The organism is Streptomyces bikiniensis (assembly GCF_000716625.1).
Lineage (GTDB): Bacteria > Actinomycetota > Actinomycetes > Streptomycetales > Streptomycetaceae > Streptomyces > Streptomyces bikiniensis.
Genome location: NZ_JNXJ01000014.1, coordinates 1 through 18,832, shown reverse-complemented (window position 1 = coordinate 18,832; position 18,832 = coordinate 1). Strand labels below are relative to the sequence as shown.

Genomic DNA, 18,832 nt, shown 5'->3' with positions numbered 1-18,832 from the left:
ACTCACCGAACGGGTGCTGCCGAACCACCCCAGCCACCGGCCACACACGAACACTTTTCCCAATCATGGTCAACCCCCGTCACTCCGAGGGACGGGAAGGGTGCAACGGAGAACGAAAGAGGCAACGGGCAACACCGCCGAACCCCGATTCCCCGGACGGGGGTCGTGCCAGACTCCCTTTCGGACGCGAAGAGAAACGGGGCCGTCACGGCAGGTGTTCACCGTAGGTTCTCGCGGTCACCGTTCAAGGGGAGGTTGACGATGAGCACGGCTTCACTTTTCGGCCCGGAACTTCGCCGTTTACGCGTGGAAGTGGGGCTGACTCTTACCGAGTTCTCCACGGCCCTCAACTACGACAAGGGGCACCTCAGCAAGGTCGAGCGCGGAGAGCGTTCCGCGTCCCCCGAACTGGCCCGGCGGTGCGACGCCTTCCTCGGTGCGAACGGCGAGCTGCAACGTCTGGTCGTCCGCCCCGAGGCGGATCCGGGCACCGCCGAGGCTCCTGCCGGCCAGAGGCGCCGGCGCGTCGGGCGCCGGGCAGTCCTCTCGGTGGGGACGGGCATCCTGATCGACCTCGGCCTGAAACTCGGCGGTCAGGCGTTGTCCTCCGCCGACGACTCCCTCCTGGGCTCCTACCGCATGCAGTTCGACCAGTTACGGAAGCTCGGTCAGTCCACCGCCCCCAAGATCCTGCTGCCCCTGCTGGAGACGCAGTCCCGCATGATCGCCGGGCTCGCCTCCGACGCCCGGTCCTCTTCTCGGGCTCCCGCGCTCCTGCTCGCCTCGCGGTTCGCGGAGTTCACCGGCTGGATGGCTCAGGAGGCCGGAGACAGCGACGCGGCACTCGGCTGGACGAGCGAGGCCGTCGAATTGGCGCGTGCCGGGGGTGACCCGCACCTCGGCTCCTACGCGCTGGTGCGGCGCGCCCTGGTCACCATGTACGCCGGGAATGCCGCCGGCACCGTCGCCCTGGCCCGCCGCGCCCAGAGCAGCGATCTCCCGCCTCGGATCAGGGGACTCGCGGCCCAACGGGAGGCGCAGGGGCACGCGCTCGCCGGCAACGAAGTCGACTGCCTCCGCAGCCTCGACAGAGCGCGGGAACTGCTCGCCGACGACGACACCCTCAACGGCGTCAAGCCCGTCATGGGCACTTCGCACGTGAGCAATCCGGCGGCGATGTCGACCGGCTGGTGCCTGTACGATCTCGGCCGGCCCAAGGTCGCCGCCGAGGTCCTCGACCGGGAGTGCCGCACCCTCCCTCCGCACGCACTGCGCACCCGCGCGCGGTACGGCTTCCGCAGGGCCCTGGCCCACGCCGCCTCCGGAGAGGTCGAGCAGGCGTGCACAATCGCCGGGGGGTTCTTGGAGATCCTGCCGGCCGTGCCTTCGGCGACGGTGAACACCGACGTCCGGCGTCTTGCGCGGGAGCTCTCCCGGTTCCGGAGCAGCCGGGCCGTACGTGATCTGCAACCGGCGTTGGCGCGGGCCCTCTCCCCCACACACGGCTGAGCCTGCCTCCACGGCAGACGACGACCCCTCGGACCGCCCGGCTCCGCCGGGCCACCCGGCCGCCCCTCCGGATTCCGCGGGCCCGGCAGGCGCCGCTGATCCCCGTCCAACGCGTCACGCCGCGCCCCGGCCTCTTCAGGCTGCCCGCGATCGATGACGCGCCGGGCGGTCTTCTTCCACCCGTACGCCTTCCTGTTGACGCGCCGCGGCGGCGCACCGTGGGGCCCACGGCCTGGCCCCGGTTCGCCACCCCGCGCCCGTACCCGCTCACCACCGTTCTCCGTCTTCCTCTCATGGAGGGAACCTTCATGCCCCAGGTCTTCGTCAACTACCGCACCGGCGACGAGGAATCCGCCGCGACCATGATCGCCAGGGAGCTCGCCCGGCGATTCGGCGACCAGCGGATCTTCTTCGCCAGCAACTCGATCGAGCCCGGACGTCGCTTCCCGGTGGAACTGATCAGGGCGGTGGAGGAGTGCGAGGCCCTCCTCGCCGTGATCGGGCCGCGCTGGGCGGGGGTGCGGGGGCCCGACGGTCGCCCCGCCCTTGAAGCCGAGCAGGACTGGACCCGTCACGAGATCCGGGCCGCGCTCGGCCGGGGGGTCCTGGTGATCCCCGTGCTCGTCGGAAAGGCCACGCGGATCGACCGCGCCACTCTCCCGGAGGATCTGCGGGAACTGGCGGACTGCCAGTACAGGCGGTTCGACCACCGCAACGCCGAATCGGACCTGACGACACTCGGCGATACCCTCGCCCGACTGCTGCCCGACCTGGGTACGGTGGACCGCGACGCCCGTACGGCGCGGGAGCGGGCGGAGTCGAAGTCCCGCGAGAGGCAGACCAGGGACACCGACCGCACCAGGATGCGGACGCGTGACGTCAAGCAGCGCATACGCGGTGGTATCGGAAACCTCAACGGGGACCTGGGCACCTTTGTCAACGAGCCGCAGGGGCCCGTGAACACAGGTTGGGGCCACCAGTACAACGCGCCCCACTTCGAGGGCGACAACACCGGGATCCAGTTCACGGCAGGCGACAACAGCGGCACGGTCCACCAGCGCTTCGAGCGCGAGCGGCGGCACTCGGACGACGGGCGATGACCGAGCGGGACCACGTCACCGTCAATGATCCGCGCGGCCCGGTGAACAGCGGCGAAGGGCCCCAGTATGTCTTCTACGGCGCCGGCCCGGATTGGATGATCCGCAAAGGGATCGCGTCCCTCCGGATCACCCGCGAGGACCGGGTTCGCCTGGCCGACCGGTTCGTTCCGCCGCCGGGCTACCGCGTCGCCGCCGACCTCCTAGAGCAGCCCGGGTCGGTGGTACTGCTGGACGGTCCGCCGGGCAGCGGCCGTCGCGCCGCGGCGATCATGCTGTTGCACGGATTCGGCACGGACGGGGACGCCGACGAGGAGGAGGGGGTCCGGTTCGAGGAGCTTCCCGCCACGGGCAAGGACGAGGGCCGGGACGAGAGCCCGTTCGCTCCCGGCGAGAGGGACCGCTTCCTCCTCAATCTCTCCGGGATCACCGACGAGGAGACGTACGGCAAGGCCCGGCACCGCCTGGCCCTGCTCCGGTCGGACGTCCAGAGGGCGGGGGCACGCATGGTCGTCGTCCTGCCGTCGGGCATGGAGCACGCCCACACACCGGATCTCGAACCGGACAGGGTGGAGCTGGAGCGTCCCCGGGGCGTCGCCGTCGTCACCCGGCACCTCCGCATGGACCGGATGCCCTTCCGGCCCGCGGACTTGGAGAGTACCGACCTCCAGCGCCTGTACGACCGCTCCCCCATGCGGGAGCTGGCACGACTCACAGGGCTGGTGAGGGCCGCCCGCGACAGCCGCCGGTTCGGTACCGACTTCACAGGGTGGCTCGACCAGGCGATGCACGCCGTGACCGACCGTGCCGACGAAGTGGGTCGACAGGTCACCGCGGCCCGCACCACACCCGAGCGAGCCCTGCTGCTCGCGACAGCGGTGTTCGAGGGGGCCCGCGCCGACATCGTCTACGAGGCGTGGCAGGGCCTGATGGGTACGGTGGGGCACGCGGAGGAGGCGACGCCCGAGCTAGCACGGACGGATTTCGGGGAGCGGTTGCAGAGACTCGGGATCGAGCGGGACCCGGAGGGGCGGCTCCGCTTCGAGCGGCTGGCTTACGCCGACGCAGTACGGGCGTACTTCTGGGCGAACTTCCCCGGAGTGCGCGACGACCTCAGAGACTGGATCGCCCGTGCCTGCGGGCTGCGCGGTCTGACCACCGACGACCGATTGAACGTAGTCCTCCGCTTCGGCGAGCGTTCGCTGGCCGTCGGACGGCCCGACCACCTCTTCGACCTCGTCGTACGCTGGGCGAACCACTCGACCGGGACGGCCTGCGACCCGCGAGCCGTGGCGGCCCTCGAACTGGGCCTCGGGCACGAGGAGTTCGGGGGGTGGTTTCGCAGACAGGTGTACGAGTGCGCCGTGAGGTCGGGCCCCTTGCCGGATGACCTCGCCCGCGTCCTGGTCACCGCCTGCCGCCAGAGCCTCGGCGTGACGCACCCGGACCAGGCGATGGTACGACTCCACCATCTCGCCGTACGGGAGGGGAGAGCGGCGCACGAGGCCCGGAAAGCACTTTTCGAACTCGCTGGCCGCGACCTCCGGCTCTACCGGCTGCTGATCGGCCGCCTGCGGGACCGGGCGCACCGAGGGCCACGCGGGGCGGAGCCCCATCTCCGTCTGCTCATAGAGCTGCTGAGAAGCGGCCGGGCGCCCGAACCGACGCCGTGGCCGGCCCTGTTCCAGGGCTGGGAGGCGGTGTTCTCCCAGCCGCCGACAGAACTCTGGAACCCGCTGGTGAGCAGCTGGCTGAGCACCGTGGCGAGCGACCACGCCCAGGACAGGGCTCTGCAGCTGATGGTCGGGGCAACCCGTGGACGCACAGCCGCTCTGCAGCGTCTCTACGTCATCGCCTGCGACTGGGCACGGCTCGCGCGCCATCCGGACCAGGCTGCCGTCGCCACCCGTTTCTGGCAGCACATCGACCACGCGCAGTATGCCCGCACAGAGAGTACGGGGCGTGCGGGCGCCAGCCCCCGGACCACGGAAGAGACACGATGAGACACCGTTTTCCCAGCCTGTTGTTCGTTGCCCTCTGCGGCCTCGCACCGGCTGCGCTCGGAAACCTCCTGCACTGGTCGGCGTGGCTGTGGGGCTTCATGTCCATGGTCACGACCTCCGGTTCCCTGCTCCTCGTGATGGCGGTCCTCAGCGGGAGCCGCGCGTCGACCGGCCCGCACGAGCCCGGGGAGGCCGAGCCGCCCACTGCTCCGGCGGAGCCGCCGTACCAGGAGACGCAGGTGATCGACGCGGTGCTGCCGAGCGCGACGGACGGCTACGACTTCCTCTTCTCCGCCACTGTGTGGTGGAGACCGGTCCCCGACCGCACCGACCGGTCCGACAGCGCCTTCTCCTCTCTCGCCAGATCATCGATCGTCAGCCGGGCCCGTGAGATCGTCCGCCACGAGGAACCCGGCCGGGCGAGCTTCGCGCAATACCTCCTGGACGGGGAGTTGGGCGTCCCGCTCCCGGACCGGAGCGGGCGGGTGAAGGCCCTGGCGGACGGAGTGACGCTGGTTCTCGCCCCCGCCGACCGCGAGCGCCTCCGGAAGCTGAACGACCTGCGCAAGGACGAGGAGCTCTGGGAGTACGAGCGTCAGCACGAACGCAACAAGCGTCGTTACCTTGGTGAGGACGTGCTCAAGAGCGCGGGCAGTGCGGTGGTGTGGTGGCTCGCCCGCCACGAGGACGAGATCGACAAAGCGGTCCGCATGATCGGCCCGCTCGCCCAGATCTCGGCGGCGGCCAACGATGAGGAGGTGCCCGAACTCTTCCGCCACCTGCTCGTACCGCCCGTGGGCGGCCGAGGGGAGATGTCCGACCGCGAGCAGGAAGTAGGGATCGCGGTGCGGCTGCACCTGTTGTTGGCGGAGGCGGGCCTGAAACCGGACATGGACGGATACGCGGTGCTCGCGCATCGTGTGGTGCGGAGTCTGAGGGAGCAAGGGCTGGACGAGGCCGCCGAGGAGATCGAGCGGACCTTCTTTTCGGCGCCCGACGAGGAGCCTTCGGACGGAGAGAACGCAGGAGGGCCCTGGCCGCCACCCTTCTCGGGCCCCGAGGACTCGCTGTTCACCGACACTGCCGCGGCCCCGGACGCCGACGCGACCGAACGGGATCGGGGCCCGTGGGAGACCGGCGAGGACAGTATGGCGCCCCCGCCCTTCTGGGACCCCTCGTACAGCTCACACCGCCCCTCGACGCCTCGCGTTCGGGAGGACGACGGATCCAGAACCTGATCCGGTGAACAGCCGCGCCTGGAAATCCCCTTCACCGAAAACCACGGCGGAGGACCTTTTCCGGGCGCAGAAACCGACCAGGGGCCCGGCCTTCCGAGGCCGGGCCCTCATGACCCACATGTTCGGCGAGCCGTGGACGCGAGGGTGCGACACCCGCTACGCGTCGAAGCGGGACTCCGCCACGACGCCGAGAAAGCTGTCCAGCCCTGCGGGCGCCGGTGCGTGTTCCCGGCTCAGTCGGCGGTGCCCGGCTCCACGACCCACTCGGCTCGCAGACCGCTCACCGAAGCGGTCATGTCGAAGTCGCCGTCGTAGTGCAGGACCGTGGCTCGATGCCGCTTCGCGGTCGCCGCGATGAGGAAATCGGCCGGCGACAGTGCCCGGTGGAAGCCAGCGTTCAGGGCCAGGACCTGGATTTCGAGCGCCCGCTCGAACTCTTCGTCATTGCAAGGAAGGTGGTCGAATCCGCGGAGCAGGGTGCGCAGCCGCAGCGCCTCGGACTTGCCGTGCGCCGAGTACAGGACCCCGTACTCGGTCGGGGCGCACACCGTCAGGAGGCCGTCATGGTCCAGCTCGTCCAGCCGCGCCCGCACCGCCGGTCTGCCCCGGCGGGCCGGCACGGACTTGTCGATGAGGTAGCGCCTCTTCATGCCGCCGAAGTCCCGCCTTCGCGCTTCAGGGAGCCGTCCGGATTCCGCGGCCCCATCTGCGAACGGATCTCCGCGAACACGCCCTCGAACTCGCCGTCGTCCATGGCGTCGAACAGCTCTCGGCGCAGCCGCAGTTTCACTCCCTCCTCCATGGCCGCCCGCTCCGCCGGGGGCGGAGCGGTCCGGCGTGGTGGGGACGCGGTCACTTGAGGTAGGCGAGGACCGCGAGGACCCGGCGGTTGTCGGCCTCCGAGGGGGGCAGGTCGAGCTTGGTGAAGATGTTGGACGTGTGCTTGATGACGGCCCGCTCGGTGATCACCAGCTCCTGGGCGATCGCGGCGTTCGAGCGGCCCTCCGCCATCAGGCCGAGGACCTCGCGCTCGCGCGGGGTGAGCCGGGAGAGCGGGCCGTCGCGGTGGTGGTCCTTCGCGAAGAGCTTGGCGACGACGTCCGGGTCCATCGCGGTGCCTCCGGCCGCGACGCGGCGGACCGCCTCCACGAAGCCGTCGGGGTCGAAGACCCGGTCCTTGAGGAGGTAGCCGATGCCGCCGCTGCCGTCGGCGAGGAGCTCGCGGGCGTAGAGCTGCTCGACGTACTGGGAGAGGACCAGGACCGGCAGGCCGGGGATCCGGCCGCGGGCCTCCAGGGCGGCCCGCAGCCCCTCGTCGGTGAACGTCGGCGGAAGCCGGACGTCGACGACCGCGACGTCCGGCTTGTGGTCGAGCAGGGCCTGGAGCAGTCCGGGTCCGGTGTCCACGGCGGCCACCACCTCGAAGTCGTACGACTCCAGCAGGCGGACGAGGCCGTCCCGCAGCAGGAAGAGGTCTTCGGCTAGGACAACGCGCACGGCAGCTCCATGGTGAGGGTGGTCGGTCCGCCCGGCTTGCTGTTGATCGCGAGCAGGCCGTCGAAGGCGGCGAGCCGGCGCTCGATGCCGCGCAGCCCGGTGCCGCGCGAGGGGTCGGCGCCGCCCCGGCCGTCGTCGATGACCTGGCCGCGCAGCGCGCCGGCCTCGTACCAGAGGTCGATGCTGACATGTTCCGGGTCGGCGTGCTTGGCGGCGTTGGCGAGGGCCTCGGCGACCGCGAAGTACATGGCGGACTCCACGGGCGCCTCGGGGCGGCCGGGCAGGTCGGCGTTGACGGTGACGTCGAGCGGGCTGTCCAGGGCGAGGGCGCGCACCGCGTCGGCGAGGCCCCGGTCGGCGAGCACCGGCGGGTGGATGCCCCGGACCAGGTCGCGCAGTTCGGTGAGGGCCGCGGCGGACGCCTTGCGGGTGTCGGCCAGGATGGCGCGGACGGCCTCCGGGTCCTTGCTGAGGAGCTGCTCGGCGACGCCGAGGTTCATGCCCAGGGCGACCAGGCGGGCCTGCGCCCCGTCGTGCAGGTCCCGCTCGATGCGGCGCAGTTCGGCGGCGGAGCTGCTGACGGCGTCGCTGCGGCTGTCGGTGAGGCGGCGGACGCGCTGGGCGTTGCGGCTGGGGGCGAGCAGGGTGCGGGCCAGCGAGGCGTGGGCCCGGAGCAGGGCGGGGCCGGTGGCGAGGCCGCCGGCGAGGACGAGGACGCCGAGGGCGGCGCAGTACCAGGCGGAGGTGAGGTCGCTGATCCGGACCCACAGGTAGTAGTTGGTGCCGGCGTCGGCGATGGGGCCGTAGATCGCGGGCATCAGCATGCCGCCGATGCCGCCGACGACGAGGGCGAGGGGCATCAGGGCGGCGATCACCCCGACCACCGGGTTGACCAGCGTCCAGGCCAGGTCGCGCCAGGTCGCCGGGTCGGTGAGGACCCAGTGGGTCCGCTGCCACTGCCCCTTGAGGCCGGGCGCGGGGGCGGGGGCGGGGAGGTAGGGCCGCTCGATCGGCCGGCCGGACCAGTGCCCGGCGATTCGGCGGGACGCGTCGACCGTGGTGCGCAGGGCGACGGCGAGGGCCGGGACGAGGAGCACGCCCAGGCCGATGCCGAGGAGCGAGACCGCCGTCAGGAACAGGCAGAAGAGGACGAGTTCGGCGATCGCGAGGCCGAGGACGGGCAGTCCCTTTCCTGCGGCGCGGAAACCCTCGCGGATGTTCAGCTTGGTCACGGTCGTCCCATTCCCCTCGGTGTGCGGCTCCCTGCCGCGTCGATGTCCTGAGTCTTGTCGATCGGGGTCCGGTGCGCAGGGGACGTGCGTCCCGTCCGCGAGGGTGTACCCAGGTACCCCCCGGGACGCCACCGAGGTGGCTGGGGCGCCCGCCCCGCGGCGACTTGACTGGACCCATGACAATGCGACTGCGACCGCGACTGAGGCACCTGCTCCTCCCGCTCTGCGCGCCGCTGCTCCTGGCGGCCGGCACCGGTACCGCCTCCGCGGCGCCGGAGACCCGCGCCGTGGCCGGGGCGTCCGCGCAGGCGGCGCCGTCCGGCCTGGCCGGGGCCGTCGACTCCCTGGTGCGCCGGCAGCTGGCCGAGCACCGCATCCCCGGCGCCTCCGTGGTGGTCGTGGAGAACGGCCGGCAGGTCCTCACGCGGGGGTACGGCGTCGCCGACGCCGCCGCGGGGACGCCGGTGGACCCGGCCCGCACCGGCTTCTTCCTCGCCTCGGACGCCAAGCTGTTCACCGCCGTCGCCGTCCTCCAGCAGGTCGAACGGGGCCGCCTGGACCTGGCGGCCGACGTCAACCGGTACCTCACGGCGTTCAAGGTGAAGGACACGTATCCGGGGCACCCCGTGACGGTACGCGATCTCCTCACGCACACGGCGGGGTTCGACAACACCATCATCGGGCGCGCCGCCACCCGGCCCGAGGACGTCCGTCCGCTGGGCGAGAGCCTGGCCGCCCACCAGCCGCGCCGGGTGCGCCCGCCGGGCGAGCTCTCCAGCTACGACAACTACGGTGTGGCGCTCGCCGGTTACCTGGTCGAGACGGTGACGGGCACGCCGTTCGCCGGCTACCTGGACCGCGAGGTGCTGCGCCCGCTGGGCATGACGCGGACGAGCTTCGCGCAGCCGCACGCCCCCGCGGTCGCCGCCGGCCTGGCCCGCGGCCACCGGCCGGAGGGCGGGGGCCAGCGGGTCCAGGACGGGCAGTACGGCGACTGGTCGCCGACCGGCGCCGGCGCGGTCACCACCGCCGCCGACATGGGGCGGCTGCTGCGCGCCCTGCTGGCGGGCGGCGGACCGGTGCTGTCGGAGCGCTCCGTCGAGGCCCTGACGAAGCGGCAGTTCGGCAACGACGACCGGCTGCCGGGCCTCGGCTACATCCTGGAGGAGCGGGTGCGCGCCGGGCAGCGGATGCTGGTCAAGGACGGCGACCTGCCCGGTTTCCACGGCAACCTGGCGCTGCTGCCCGGCCGCGACGCCGCGGTGTACGTGGTCTACAACGGCGACGGCGAGAACGGCACCGCCGCCTACGCGGGGCAGGAGGTCGTGGACCGCTTCGCCGACCACTTCGGGGCAGCGGCCGGCGCGCGCCGCTCCGTTTCGCTCGCCGACGTCGCCCCGTACGAGGGCGAGTACCGCTCCACCCGCACCAGTTCCTCGGAGCTGACCCGGGTGAGCGCCCTGATCGGCTCGGTGCGGGTGAGCGCGGGCGACGGCGCGACGCTGACCACGACGGGCCTCTCGCGCGACCCGGAGGCCGCCGCGCGGCACTGGGTGCAGCTGAGCCCGGGGCTCTTCCAGGAGCGCGGGGGGCAGGACCGGATCGCGTTCCGCGACGGGCGCCTCACGGTCGCCTCCGACGCCTCCGTCTCGTACGAGCGGCTGCCCTGGTACCTCTCCCCCACGCTGCACCAGCGGGCGCTGCTCGGCTCGCTGGCCTTCCTCGCCCTGACGGTGCTCGCGCTGCCGGTGCCGGCCCTGGTGCGGCGCCGCCGGCCGGGCACGTCGGCCGGGGCGCGCGCCGCCAAGCTGCTGCTGTGGATCTCGGGTGCGCTGATCACCGCGGCGACGGTCTGCTTCGTGCTGCTGTCCGCCGACCCGAACGCCCTCAACCGGACGGTCATCGTGGGCGATTCGCCGCTCCTGAAGGCGGTGCCGGCGCTGACCGGCGTCGCGCTCGCGACCACCGGCGCCATGGTGGTGTGCGCCTTCCTCTCGTGGCGGCGGCGCTGGTGGCGGGTGACCGGCCGGGTGCACTACACGTGCAGCACGCTGGCGGCGCTGGTCTTCCTCGGGGTGGCCGCCTCGTACCGGCTGGTGGGCTGAGGCGCGGCGGGGCCGCCGCGGCGGGGTGGTCACGGTCGCTCCTTCGTCGGACGCGGGAGGGCCCGGGCAGGAGGTCCTGCCCGGGCCCCGTCGTGCGTGGCGGGTGGGGTCGGGGCTACCAGCGGCTGGTCTCGCCGAAGAAGTCCGCGATCTCGACGGCGTCGCCGGAGGCGCGGGCGGCGCGGAAGACGTGCAGGCCGACCGCGAGGTCGAGGACGCCGAGGCCGAACGGGGAGAAGACGACGGGCTTGTCGTCGCCGACGGCGACCTCGCCGCGGACGAACTGGGCGAGGGTGCCGGTGACGAAGTGCCGGTCGCCGTACTTCTGCTCGGCGAGGTGCGGGGAGGTGTTGGCCTTCAGGCAGTGCTCGACGTCGTCGAGGATGTTGTACGCGCCCTCGATGAGCTCCGGGCCGAGGTCGCGCAGCGAGATGTTGAGGACGACCTGGCCGGGGGCGAGGGCGTCCGGGTCGGTGATGTACGGCTCGGCGGCGGTGGTGGCGAGGACGACCAGGTCGGCGCCGGTGAGGGCGGCGGTGAGGTCGGACTCGGTGCCGGCCGGGTAGCCGAGGGCGTCCGTCGCGTGGGCGGCGAGCGCGGAGCCGTACTCCTCGTTCTTGTCGTGGACGGTGACCCGGCCGACCTCCCAGTCGCGGGCGCGGAAGAACTCCAGGATGTTGCGGGCGATGATGCCAGCGCCGACGACGGTCAGCCGGGCGGCGGTGCGGCCGCCGGTGAGCTGTTCGGCGGCGAGGACGGCGGAGGCCGCGGTGCGGGCCGCGCTGATCTGCGAGGCCTCCAGGCAGGCGAAGGGGTAGCCGGTCTCGTGGTCGTTGAGCAACAGGGCGGCCGAGGCGCGCGGGATGCCGCGCCGGATGTTGGCCGGGAAGCTGCTGATCCACTTGATGCCGGAGACGTCGGCTTCGCCGCCGAGGTGCGCGGGGAGCGCGATGATGCGGGCGTCCGGCTTCTCGGGGAAGCGCAGGAAGTAGCTGTCGGGGTTCACCGAGTCGCCCGCGTGGTGGGCGAGGTAGGTGTCGCGGACGACGTCGACGATGTCCTGCCGGGAGGCCGAGATGATCTCCCGCGCGGTCTTGCCGCCGACGACGCTGAACTCGTACATGGAGAGGGTTCCTTGGGATCGTGAGCGGATGGGAAGGCGCGGGCCGCCGCCGGTCGGCGACGGCCCGCGGTGGGGGAGGGTCAGCGGTCGGCGAGGGTATGCCCGGCCGGGGCGGTGCGCGGGACCGCGGAGTGCTCGGAGTGCTCGGCGTGCGCGGCGTGCTTCGGGGCGGGCGTCGCCGCCTCCTCGCCGTGGGACAGCTCGGGCAGCCACTTCAGCCAGGACGGCAGCCACCAGTTGGAGCGGCCGAGGAGGGCCATCACGGCGGGCAGCAGGACGGCGCGGACCAGGGTGGCGTCGAGGAGGACGGCGACGGCCAGGCCGACGCCGAGCTGCTTGAAGTCCTGCATGGACAGGGTGCCGAAGACCGCGAAGACGGCGACCATGATCATGCCGGCGCTGGTGACGACCCCGGCGGTGGAGCGGATGCCGTGGGCGACGGCGGTGCGGTTGTCGACGCCCTGGTCGTACGCCTCGCGGATCCGGGACACCACGAAGACGTGGTAGTCCATCGAGAGGCCGAAGAGGACGACGAAGACGAAGAGCGGCATCCAGGACTCGATGGCGCCGACGGCCGTGGTGCCGACCAGCTCGTCGCCCCAGCCCTTCTGGAAGACCGCGGTCATGACGCCGTAGGCGGCGACCACGGAGAGCAGGTTGAGGACGATCGAGGTGACCGCGATGACCGGTGAGCGGAAGCAGAGCAGCATCAGCAGGAAGCTGACGCCCATGACGAAGGCGAAGACGGGCACGATCGACGACTTGAGCTGGTCGTTGTAGTCGGTCGAGAAGGCGAGGTCGCCGCCGACCAGCGCCTGGTCGGCCGCGTCCTTCCCCAGGGTGGCGGGGATGAGGTCGCCGCGCAGCTCCTCCAGGGCGCGGACCGAGGTGGCGTTGCGGCCGTCGCCGGCGAGCGGCGCGCTGATGACCGCGATGTCCTCGGCCTCGTGGACGGTCACCTCGACGGGGTTCTTGACGTGGCCGGAGGCGAGGGCGCGCTCCTTGAAGGCGTCGACGGCGCCGGTGGCCCGCGCGGAGGTGATGTCGTCGGTCTTGAAGACGATCTGGGCCGGGGCCGGGGCGCCGGGGAAGACGTCCTCGATCCGCTGGGCGGTCTTCGCGGTGACGTTGTCGGCGGGCAGCAGCTGGTCGAAGCCGAGCTTCTCGGTCTTCATGGACAGTGCCGGGGAGGCCAGGGCGAGGAGGAGGGCGATGCCGAGGACGGCGAAGACGGCGGGCGCCCTGAGGACCGCGCCGAGCAGCCGGCCGGGCTTGTCGCCGACGGTGCGGACGACGGCCTTGCGGCGCAGGCCGGGGATGCGGCCGGCGTCGATGCGGTCGCCGAGCATGGCCATCACGGCGGGCAGCACCGTCATGGAGCCGAGCACCGCGATGAGGACGACCTCGATGGTGGCGATGGCGAAGCCCTCGAAGACCGTGAGGCCGGAGAGGAACATGCCGGACATGGCGACGGCCACGGTGAGGCCGGAGATGAGCACGGAACGGCCGGAGGTCGCGGCGGCGATGCGCAGCGCGCTGTCCTTGTCGCGGCCGGCGGCGCGCTCCTCGCGCTCGCGGCGGATGTAGAAGAGGCAGTAGTCGACGCCGACGGCGAGGCCCATGAGGAGCAGCACCGAGTTGGTCATGGCGTCGACCGGGACGAGCTGGCTGGAGAGCGCGAGCAGGCCCATGGCGGCGACGCACGCGGTGATGGCGAGGATCAGCGGGAGGACGGCGGCGAGGAGCGCGCCGAAGACGACGAGCAGGATGCCGAGGGCGACGGGGACGGCGGTGAACTCGGCGCGGGTGAAGTCCTCGCCGAGGGAGTCGTTGATGCCCTTGAGGCCGCTGGCGGCGCCGTACTGGCCGAAGGTGACCTCGGCGTGCGCCCCGTCCGCCTTCGCGAGGGCGTCCACGACGGGCTGGATGCGGTCGGCGGCGGTGTCCGGGTCGCCCTTGACGGCGAACTGGACGAGGGCGTCGTGCTTGTCCTCGGAGATCGCGCCGGTCTTGTAGGGGTCGCCGATGCTCTGGGCGAGGCCGGTGCCGTCCACGGCGGCGATCGCGTCGGCGACGGCCTTCTTGAACGCGGGGTCCTCCGCGGTGAGTTCGCCGCTGTGGACGAGGACCATCTCGGGCGCCGGGGTCTTGATGCCGGCGTCGACGAGGACGCGGGCCGCACGGCCCGACTCGCCCGTCCCGTAGTCGGCCTCGGTCAGGCTCTTCTGGCCCGCCATGCCGCCGAGGACCGTGAGCGCGATGACGGCGAAGAGCCATCCGAAAAGTGCGGTCTTGCGGTGCCGGGCGCTCCAGGCGCCCAGTGAGGCCGCCAGATTTCGTTGCCTTGCCATTACCTCTCCCAGTGGGACGTCAGCGGGGGACCCTTGATGAGCGACGTCTCTCACTGTAGATATCGGGGGCCCTCCGGCCTCCCCTCCTCATATGTCAGGCAACTGCCGCTGCAGGATACTGCCAGCGGCCCGCCGCAAGGCCCTGCAGCATGTTGCAGCGGCAGCCTGCGGCCAGCTGGAGCGACGCGATCCGGCCAGTTCGGCCGTTAGGTTCCTACTCGTCGGGAGTTGCGCGGCGGAAGTGGCCGACACGGTGCCCGCCGAACGGAAAAGACGGCCGGCGATCCGCCCTCCATTTACCCACTCCGCTCCGTGCCCACCCAGCCCATAATCAGCCAACCAATTTCACCCGATGTGTGAAAGGGGGAATTCCGTGAACACCGCGATCGAGGCGGCCGGCCTGACGAAGCAGTACGGCCGCCACCGCGCCCTGGACGGCGTGGACCTGTCGGTCGAGGCGGGCACCGTGCTCGGCCTGCTCGGGCCCAACGGAGCGGGCAAGACCACCACCGTCCGCACGCTCGCCACCCTGCTCGAACCCGATGCCGGCACGGCTCGCGTCGCGGGCTTCGACATCGTCCGGCAGCGCCGCGAGGTGCGCCGCCGGATCGGTCTCGCCGGGCAGTACGCCGCCGTCGACGAGCTGCTGACGGGACGCGAGAACCTCGTCCTGCTCGGCCGGCTGCTGCGGCTCGGCCGCCGGGGAGCGGCGGCCCGCGCGGCTCAACTGCTCGCGCAGTTCGAGCTGGAGGCCGCCGCCGACAAGCCCGCCAAGGAGTACTCCGGCGGCATGCGGCGGCGCCTCGACCTGGCCGTCAGCCTGATCGCCTCGCCCGAGGTGCTCTTCCTCGACGAGCCGACCACCGGACTCGACCCGGCCAGCCGGGCGACCCTGTGGCGGATGGTGCAGGACCAGGTCGACCAGGGCGTCACGGTCCTGCTGACCACCCAGTACCTGGAGGAGGCGGACTTCCTCGCCGACCGGATCCTGGTCGTCGACCGGGGCCGGGTGATCGCCGAGGGCACCTCCGACGAGCTGAAGCGGAAGGTGGGCGGCGAACGCCTGGAGGTGGCCGTCGCCGACGGCGCCGCGCTCGCGCAGGCCGCCGCGGTGCTCGCGCCGCTCGCGGTCGCCGCGCCGCAGCTCGACGAGCGGCAGCGGACCGTCCACGTGCAGCTGCCGGACGGGATGGGCGCGCTGGCGTCCGCCGCGACGGCGCTCGACTACGCGGGCGTCACCGTCGAGGAGTTCGCGCTGCGGCGCCCCTCGCTCGACGACGTGTTCTTCCATCTGACCGGCGAGCCGACGGGCACGCCGGCCCCCCACGACGCGGCGAAGGCGGAGGCGTCCCTATGAGTTCGGTGCTTGCCCACGGCGGTGACGTCGCGGCCCTCACCGGCCGGCACCTGCGCCATCTGCGGCGCACCCCGGAGAAGATCATCGGCGTGGCCCTGACACCGGTCGCGATGGTGGTGATCCTCGGCTACCTCTTCGCGACCGTCGTCGAGGTGAAGAACACCGGCGGCAGCTACCGCGAGTACATCATGGCCGGGGTCTTCGCCCAGGTCGGCCTCTCCTGCATCGGCATCACCGCGATCGGGGTCGCCGGCGACCTGGGCAAGGGGCTGATCGACCGGTTCCGTTCGCTGCCGATGGGCCGGGCGACCGTCCTGGTCAGCCACACGCTGGCGGACCTCGCCGCGGCGGCGCTGAGCATCGGGCTGGTGGCCGTGACCGGCCTGGCGGTCGGCTGGCGGGTGCACGGCTCGTTCCTGGAGAACCTCACCGGCTTCCTCCTGCTGCTCGGCTTCGCCTACGCGATGCTCTGGGTCGGCGCGCTCCTCGGCATGGTGATGCGCAACCTGGAGGCGATCAGCGGCGTGGCCGCCCTGCTCCTGGTGCTCTTCTCCTTCCTCTCCAGCTCGTTCATGCCGCTGACCGGTCTTCCCGGCTGGCTGCGGGCCGTCGCCGAGTGGAATCCGGTCAGCGCGGTCTCCGAGGCCTGCCGGCAATTGTGGGGAAACACCGGCGCGACTGCCCCCGGCAGTTTCCCGGTGGAAAACGCGGTGCTCGTCTCGGCGATCAGCATCGGTCTGCTCATCGCCGTTCTCATACCTCTCAGCCTGCGCGTGTACCGCATTTCGGCAACGCGATAGCCTTGTCTTCCTGGGGGAATCATGCCGGTCATATCGGCTCCGCACGAATTCAACACCGAAGATCTCTACGTGGATCTCCGGGCGTTGTACGGGTATCCCTTGCACCTCAAATGCGAGGGCTTCAACTTCGCCGGTTCCATCAAGCTCAAGGCCGCCGCGAGCATGATCGAGGCGGCCGAGCGCAGCGGTGCGCTCACCAAGGGCTCGACGCTGGTGGAGTCGTCGTCCGGCAACCTCGGGGTCGCGCTCAGCGTGATCGCCGCGGCCAAGGGCTACCACTTCATCTGCGTGGTCGACTCGCGGACGAACGTCGCCACGCGCAAGCTCATCGAGTCGCTCGGCAGTGAGGTGCACACGGTCACGGAGCCGGCCGGGGAGGGCGGATTCCTGGCGGCGCGGCTCGCGTACGTCCGGACCCTGCTCGCCGCCGACCCGCGGGTGGTGTGGCTGAACCAGCACGCCAACCCGGACAACTGGCGGGCGCACTACCGCACCACGGCCCCGCAGATCGAGAAGCAGTTCCCCGGTCTGGAGGTGCTGTTCGTCGGCGCCGGCACCACCGGCACGCTGATGGGCTGCGCCCGCTACTTCAAGGAGCTGCCGCGGCCGGTGACGGTCGTCGCGGTCGACAGCGTCGGCTCCGTCACCTTCGGCGGCCCGGCCGGCCAGCGCATGATCCCCGGCCTCGGCACGGGGGTGCGCCCCGCGCTGCTCGACACCTCGTTCGTCGACCACGTCGTGCACGTCCCCGAGGCCGACACCGTCAGCGCCTGCCACGCGCTGGCCCGCGGCGGGTTCCTCTTCGGCGGCTCCACCGGGACCGTCGTGAGCGGTGCGCTGCGCTGGCTCGCCGAGCACCGCCCGGGCGAGAACGGCACGGCGGTCGCCATCGCCCCGGACCTCGGCGAACGCTATCTGGACACCGTCTACCAGCCGGACTGGGCGCGCGAGGTGTACGGCATCGAACCGACCGGACTTCCCACGGGAGCAACGCAGTCATGACCTCCACACCTCCCGCCCGGCAGCTGCCGCTCTCCGCCGCTCAGCGCGAGATGTGGTACGGGCAGCAGGCCGACCCGGGCAACCCCGTCTTCACCATGGGCGACTTCCTGGAGCTGCGCGGCCCCCTGGACACCGACCGGTTCACGGCCGCGTGGCAGGGGGTCGTGCGGGAGGCCGGCACCCTGCGCGCCCTGTTCACCGAGCGCGACGGCGAACCGTTCCAGGAACTCGCCGACGCCGACGCCTTCCCCGTCGAGTCGCTCGACCTGTCCGGGGAGCCGCGGCCGCGCGCCGCCGCCGAGGCGTTCATGCGCGAGGACCTGCTGGTGCCGCCGGACCTGACCTCGGGCACCCTGCGGTCGGTGCTGCTGCGGCTCGGCCCGGACCACCTGCTGTTCTACATCCGGGTCAACCACATCCTGGTCGACGGATTCAGCCGCGTCCTCGTCTACAACCGGCTCGCCGCGCTGTACGCGGACCCGGAGGCGGAGGGCGCGTTCCCCGACCCGGGCACGCTCGCCGCCGACGAGGCCGCGTACGCGGAGACGCCCAGGTACGCGAAGGAGCAGGCGTTCTGGCGGGCCCGCTTCGAGGAGCAGCCGGAGCCGGTGAGCCTCTCGCCGCGCCCCGGCGGCCCCGCCCGGAGCTCGCTGCGGTGCGAGGCCGTGCTGCCCGCCGCCGTGGTCGAGCGGCTGCGGGCGCTGGCCTGGGACACCCGCGTCACCTGGCAGACGCTGCTGATCGCGGCGACCGGCGCGTACGTGCAGCGGGCGGCCGGCGTCGACCGGGCCCTGCTGACCCTCGCGGTGCCGGCCCGCGCCACGGCGGCCGCCCGCGCGGTCCCGGGCATGCGCGCCAACTTCGTGCCGCACCCGGTGCGGGTGGCGCGCGGCCGGACGGTGGCGGACTTCCTGCGCGACGGCGCGGCCGAGCTGCGCGCCACGCTGCGGCACCAGAACTACCGGGGCGACCGGATCCGCCGCGACCTCGGCTTCACCGGGGACGCGGGCCGCTCGCTCGGGCCGACCGTCAACGTCCTGGAGTCGGGCTTCGACTACGCGTTCGGCGCCTGCACGGGCCTGCTGAACAACCTGTCGACCGGCCCGGTCGAGGACATGCAGATCATCTACCTCGACGCCGCCGAGGAGGGGTACGCGGTCCGGCTGGACGCCAACCCCTCGCGCTACACGCAGGAGGAGCTGGAACTGCACCAGCGCCGTCTGTTCGGCTGGCTGGAGCGGATCGCCGCGGCGGGCCCGGACGCGGTCCTCGACCGGCTCGACGTGCTGCTGCCGGAGGAGTCGGCCGCGGTGCGGGCCGGCTGGGACGCCACCGCGGTGGACGAGGCGTACGCGGGAGTGGTGGAGCGGGTCCGTGCCCTGGCTCTCGACGAGCCCGGGAAGACCGCGGTCCAGGACGCGGGGGGCTCCGTCTCGTACGCCGAACTGGTCTCCCTGGCCTCGGCGGTGAGCCGCCGTCTGACCGCCGCCGGGGTCCGTCCCGGCGCTCGGGTGGCGA

The 18,832-nt window shown here is 72.2% G+C and carries 15 protein-coding genes; 9 read left to right on the top strand and 6 right to left on the bottom strand.

Going from position 1 to position 18,832, the window contains the following annotated elements; all coding sequences use genetic code 11:
- The first annotated feature begins 261 nt into the window (after positions 1 to 261).
- From OO47_RS12805 to OO47_RS12790, 4 genes are all read left to right on the top strand, one after another.
- Positions 262 to 1,509 (top strand): helix-turn-helix domain-containing protein, encoded by a 1,248-nt coding sequence (locus OO47_RS12805; RefSeq protein WP_030206952.1) that lies wholly within the window; start codon positions 262 to 264, stop codon positions 1,507 to 1,509.
- Between the two features lie 308 nt (positions 1,510 to 1,817).
- Positions 1,818 to 2,609: a toll/interleukin-1 receptor domain-containing protein gene (locus OO47_RS12800; RefSeq protein ID WP_030206948.1), complete on the top strand. Its 792-nt coding sequence runs from the start codon at positions 1,818 to 1,820 to the stop codon at positions 2,607 to 2,609.
- Positions 2,606 to 4,609, top strand: coding sequence for a hypothetical protein (locus tag OO47_RS12795; protein WP_030206945.1), 2,004 nt, complete (start codon positions 2,606 to 2,608; stop codon positions 4,607 to 4,609). Before OO47_RS12800 ends, OO47_RS12795 begins: the two co-directional genes overlap by 4 nt.
- Complete coding sequence (locus OO47_RS12790; protein ID WP_030206942.1) at positions 4,606 to 5,847, top strand: hypothetical protein; 1,242 nt, start codon at positions 4,606 to 4,608, stop codon at positions 5,845 to 5,847. Before OO47_RS12795 ends, OO47_RS12790 begins: the two co-directional genes overlap by 4 nt.
- A gap of 233 nt (positions 5,848 to 6,080) precedes the next feature.
- On the opposite strand, the gene OO47_RS12785 is transcribed toward OO47_RS12790, so the two are convergent.
- From OO47_RS12785 to OO47_RS12770, 4 genes are all read right to left on the bottom strand, one after another.
- Positions 6,081 to 6,497, bottom strand: coding sequence for a PIN domain nuclease (locus OO47_RS12785; RefSeq protein ID WP_030206938.1), 417 nt, complete (start codon positions 6,495 to 6,497; stop codon positions 6,081 to 6,083).
- Positions 6,494 to 6,637, bottom strand: a complete 144-nt coding sequence (locus OO47_RS12780; RefSeq protein ID WP_234323151.1) for a hypothetical protein — start codon at positions 6,635 to 6,637, stop codon at positions 6,494 to 6,496. The genes OO47_RS12785 and OO47_RS12780 overlap by 4 nt, the downstream gene beginning before the upstream one ends.
- A gap of 62 nt (positions 6,638 to 6,699) precedes the next feature.
- Positions 6,700 to 7,344, bottom strand: coding sequence for a LuxR C-terminal-related transcriptional regulator (locus OO47_RS12775; RefSeq protein WP_030206935.1), 645 nt, complete (start codon positions 7,342 to 7,344; stop codon positions 6,700 to 6,702).
- Positions 7,329 to 8,576: a sensor histidine kinase gene (locus tag OO47_RS12770; protein ID WP_078489623.1), complete on the bottom strand. Its 1,248-nt coding sequence runs from the start codon at positions 8,574 to 8,576 to the stop codon at positions 7,329 to 7,331. The genes OO47_RS12775 and OO47_RS12770 overlap by 16 nt, the downstream gene beginning before the upstream one ends.
- 176 nt (positions 8,577 to 8,752) lie before the next feature.
- Here OO47_RS12770 and OO47_RS12765 point away from each other — a divergent pair, with 176 nt between their 5' ends.
- Positions 8,753 to 10,681: a serine hydrolase domain-containing protein gene (locus tag OO47_RS12765; protein WP_106969391.1), complete on the top strand. Its 1,929-nt coding sequence runs from the start codon at positions 8,753 to 8,755 to the stop codon at positions 10,679 to 10,681.
- 115 nt (positions 10,682 to 10,796) lie between these two features.
- Here OO47_RS12765 and sbnB read toward each other — a convergent pair whose 3' ends face one another.
- Both sbnB and OO47_RS12755 read right to left on the bottom strand, forming a co-directional pair.
- On the bottom strand, positions 10,797 to 11,804 hold the full coding sequence (sbnB, locus tag OO47_RS12760) for a 2,3-diaminopropionate biosynthesis protein SbnB (RefSeq protein WP_030206929.1): 1,008 nt from the start codon (positions 11,802 to 11,804) through the stop codon (positions 10,797 to 10,799).
- Between the two features lie 80 nt (positions 11,805 to 11,884).
- Complete coding sequence (locus OO47_RS12755; protein WP_078489622.1) at positions 11,885 to 14,155, bottom strand: MMPL family transporter; 2,271 nt, start codon at positions 14,153 to 14,155, stop codon at positions 11,885 to 11,887.
- 373 nt (positions 14,156 to 14,528) lie between these two features.
- Here OO47_RS12755 and OO47_RS12750 point away from each other — a divergent pair, with 373 nt between their 5' ends.
- The 4 genes from OO47_RS12750 to OO47_RS12735 form a co-directional block, all read left to right on the top strand.
- Complete coding sequence (locus OO47_RS12750) at positions 14,529 to 15,512, top strand: ATP-binding cassette domain-containing protein (RefSeq protein WP_234323150.1); 984 nt, start codon at positions 14,529 to 14,531, stop codon at positions 15,510 to 15,512.
- The gene (locus OO47_RS12745; RefSeq protein ID WP_030206923.1) at positions 15,509 to 16,312 is read left to right on the top strand and encodes an ABC transporter permease; all 804 of its coding nucleotides are present in this window, start codon (positions 15,509 to 15,511) and stop codon (positions 16,310 to 16,312) included. The genes OO47_RS12750 and OO47_RS12745 overlap by 4 nt, the downstream gene beginning before the upstream one ends.
- 21 nt (positions 16,313 to 16,333) lie before the next feature.
- Complete coding sequence (gene sbnA, locus OO47_RS12740; RefSeq protein ID WP_030206921.1) at positions 16,334 to 17,314, top strand: 2,3-diaminopropionate biosynthesis protein SbnA; 981 nt, start codon at positions 16,334 to 16,336, stop codon at positions 17,312 to 17,314.
- On the top strand, positions 17,311 to 18,832 hold a 1,522-nt coding region (locus OO47_RS12735; RefSeq protein ID WP_030206918.1), incomplete at its 3' end, for a condensation domain-containing protein. The genes sbnA and OO47_RS12735, both read left to right, overlap by 4 nt.

What these genes read in the sequence shown, in the direction of transcription:
- OO47_RS12805 (WP_030206952.1), top strand. Translation starts at nt 262, where the DNA reads ATGAGCACGGCTTCACTTTTCGGCCCGGAACTTCGCCGTTTACGCGTG.
- OO47_RS12800 (WP_030206948.1), top strand. Translation starts at nt 1,818, where the DNA reads ATGCCCCAGGTCTTCGTCAACTACCGCACCGGCGACGAGGAATCCGCC.
- OO47_RS12795 (WP_030206945.1), top strand. Translation starts at nt 2,606, where the DNA reads ATGACCGAGCGGGACCACGTCACCGTCAATGATCCGCGCGGCCCGGTG.
- OO47_RS12790 (WP_030206942.1), top strand. Translation starts at nt 4,606, where the DNA reads ATGAGACACCGTTTTCCCAGCCTGTTGTTCGTTGCCCTCTGCGGCCTC.
- OO47_RS12785 (WP_030206938.1), bottom strand. Translation starts at nt 6,497, where the DNA reads ATGAAGAGGCGCTACCTCATCGACAAGTCCGTGCCGGCCCGCCGGGGC.
- OO47_RS12765 (WP_106969391.1), top strand. Translation starts at nt 8,753, where the DNA reads ATGACAATGCGACTGCGACCGCGACTGAGGCACCTGCTCCTCCCGCTC.
- sbnB (WP_030206929.1), bottom strand. Translation starts at nt 11,804, where the DNA reads ATGTACGAGTTCAGCGTCGTCGGCGGCAAGACCGCGCGGGAGATCATC.
- OO47_RS12755 (WP_078489622.1), bottom strand. Translation starts at nt 14,155, where the DNA reads ATGGCAAGGCAACGAAATCTGGCGGCCTCACTGGGCGCCTGGAGCGCC.
- OO47_RS12745 (WP_030206923.1), top strand. Translation starts at nt 15,509, where the DNA reads ATGAGTTCGGTGCTTGCCCACGGCGGTGACGTCGCGGCCCTCACCGGC.
- sbnA (WP_030206921.1), top strand. Translation starts at nt 16,334, where the DNA reads ATGCCGGTCATATCGGCTCCGCACGAATTCAACACCGAAGATCTCTAC.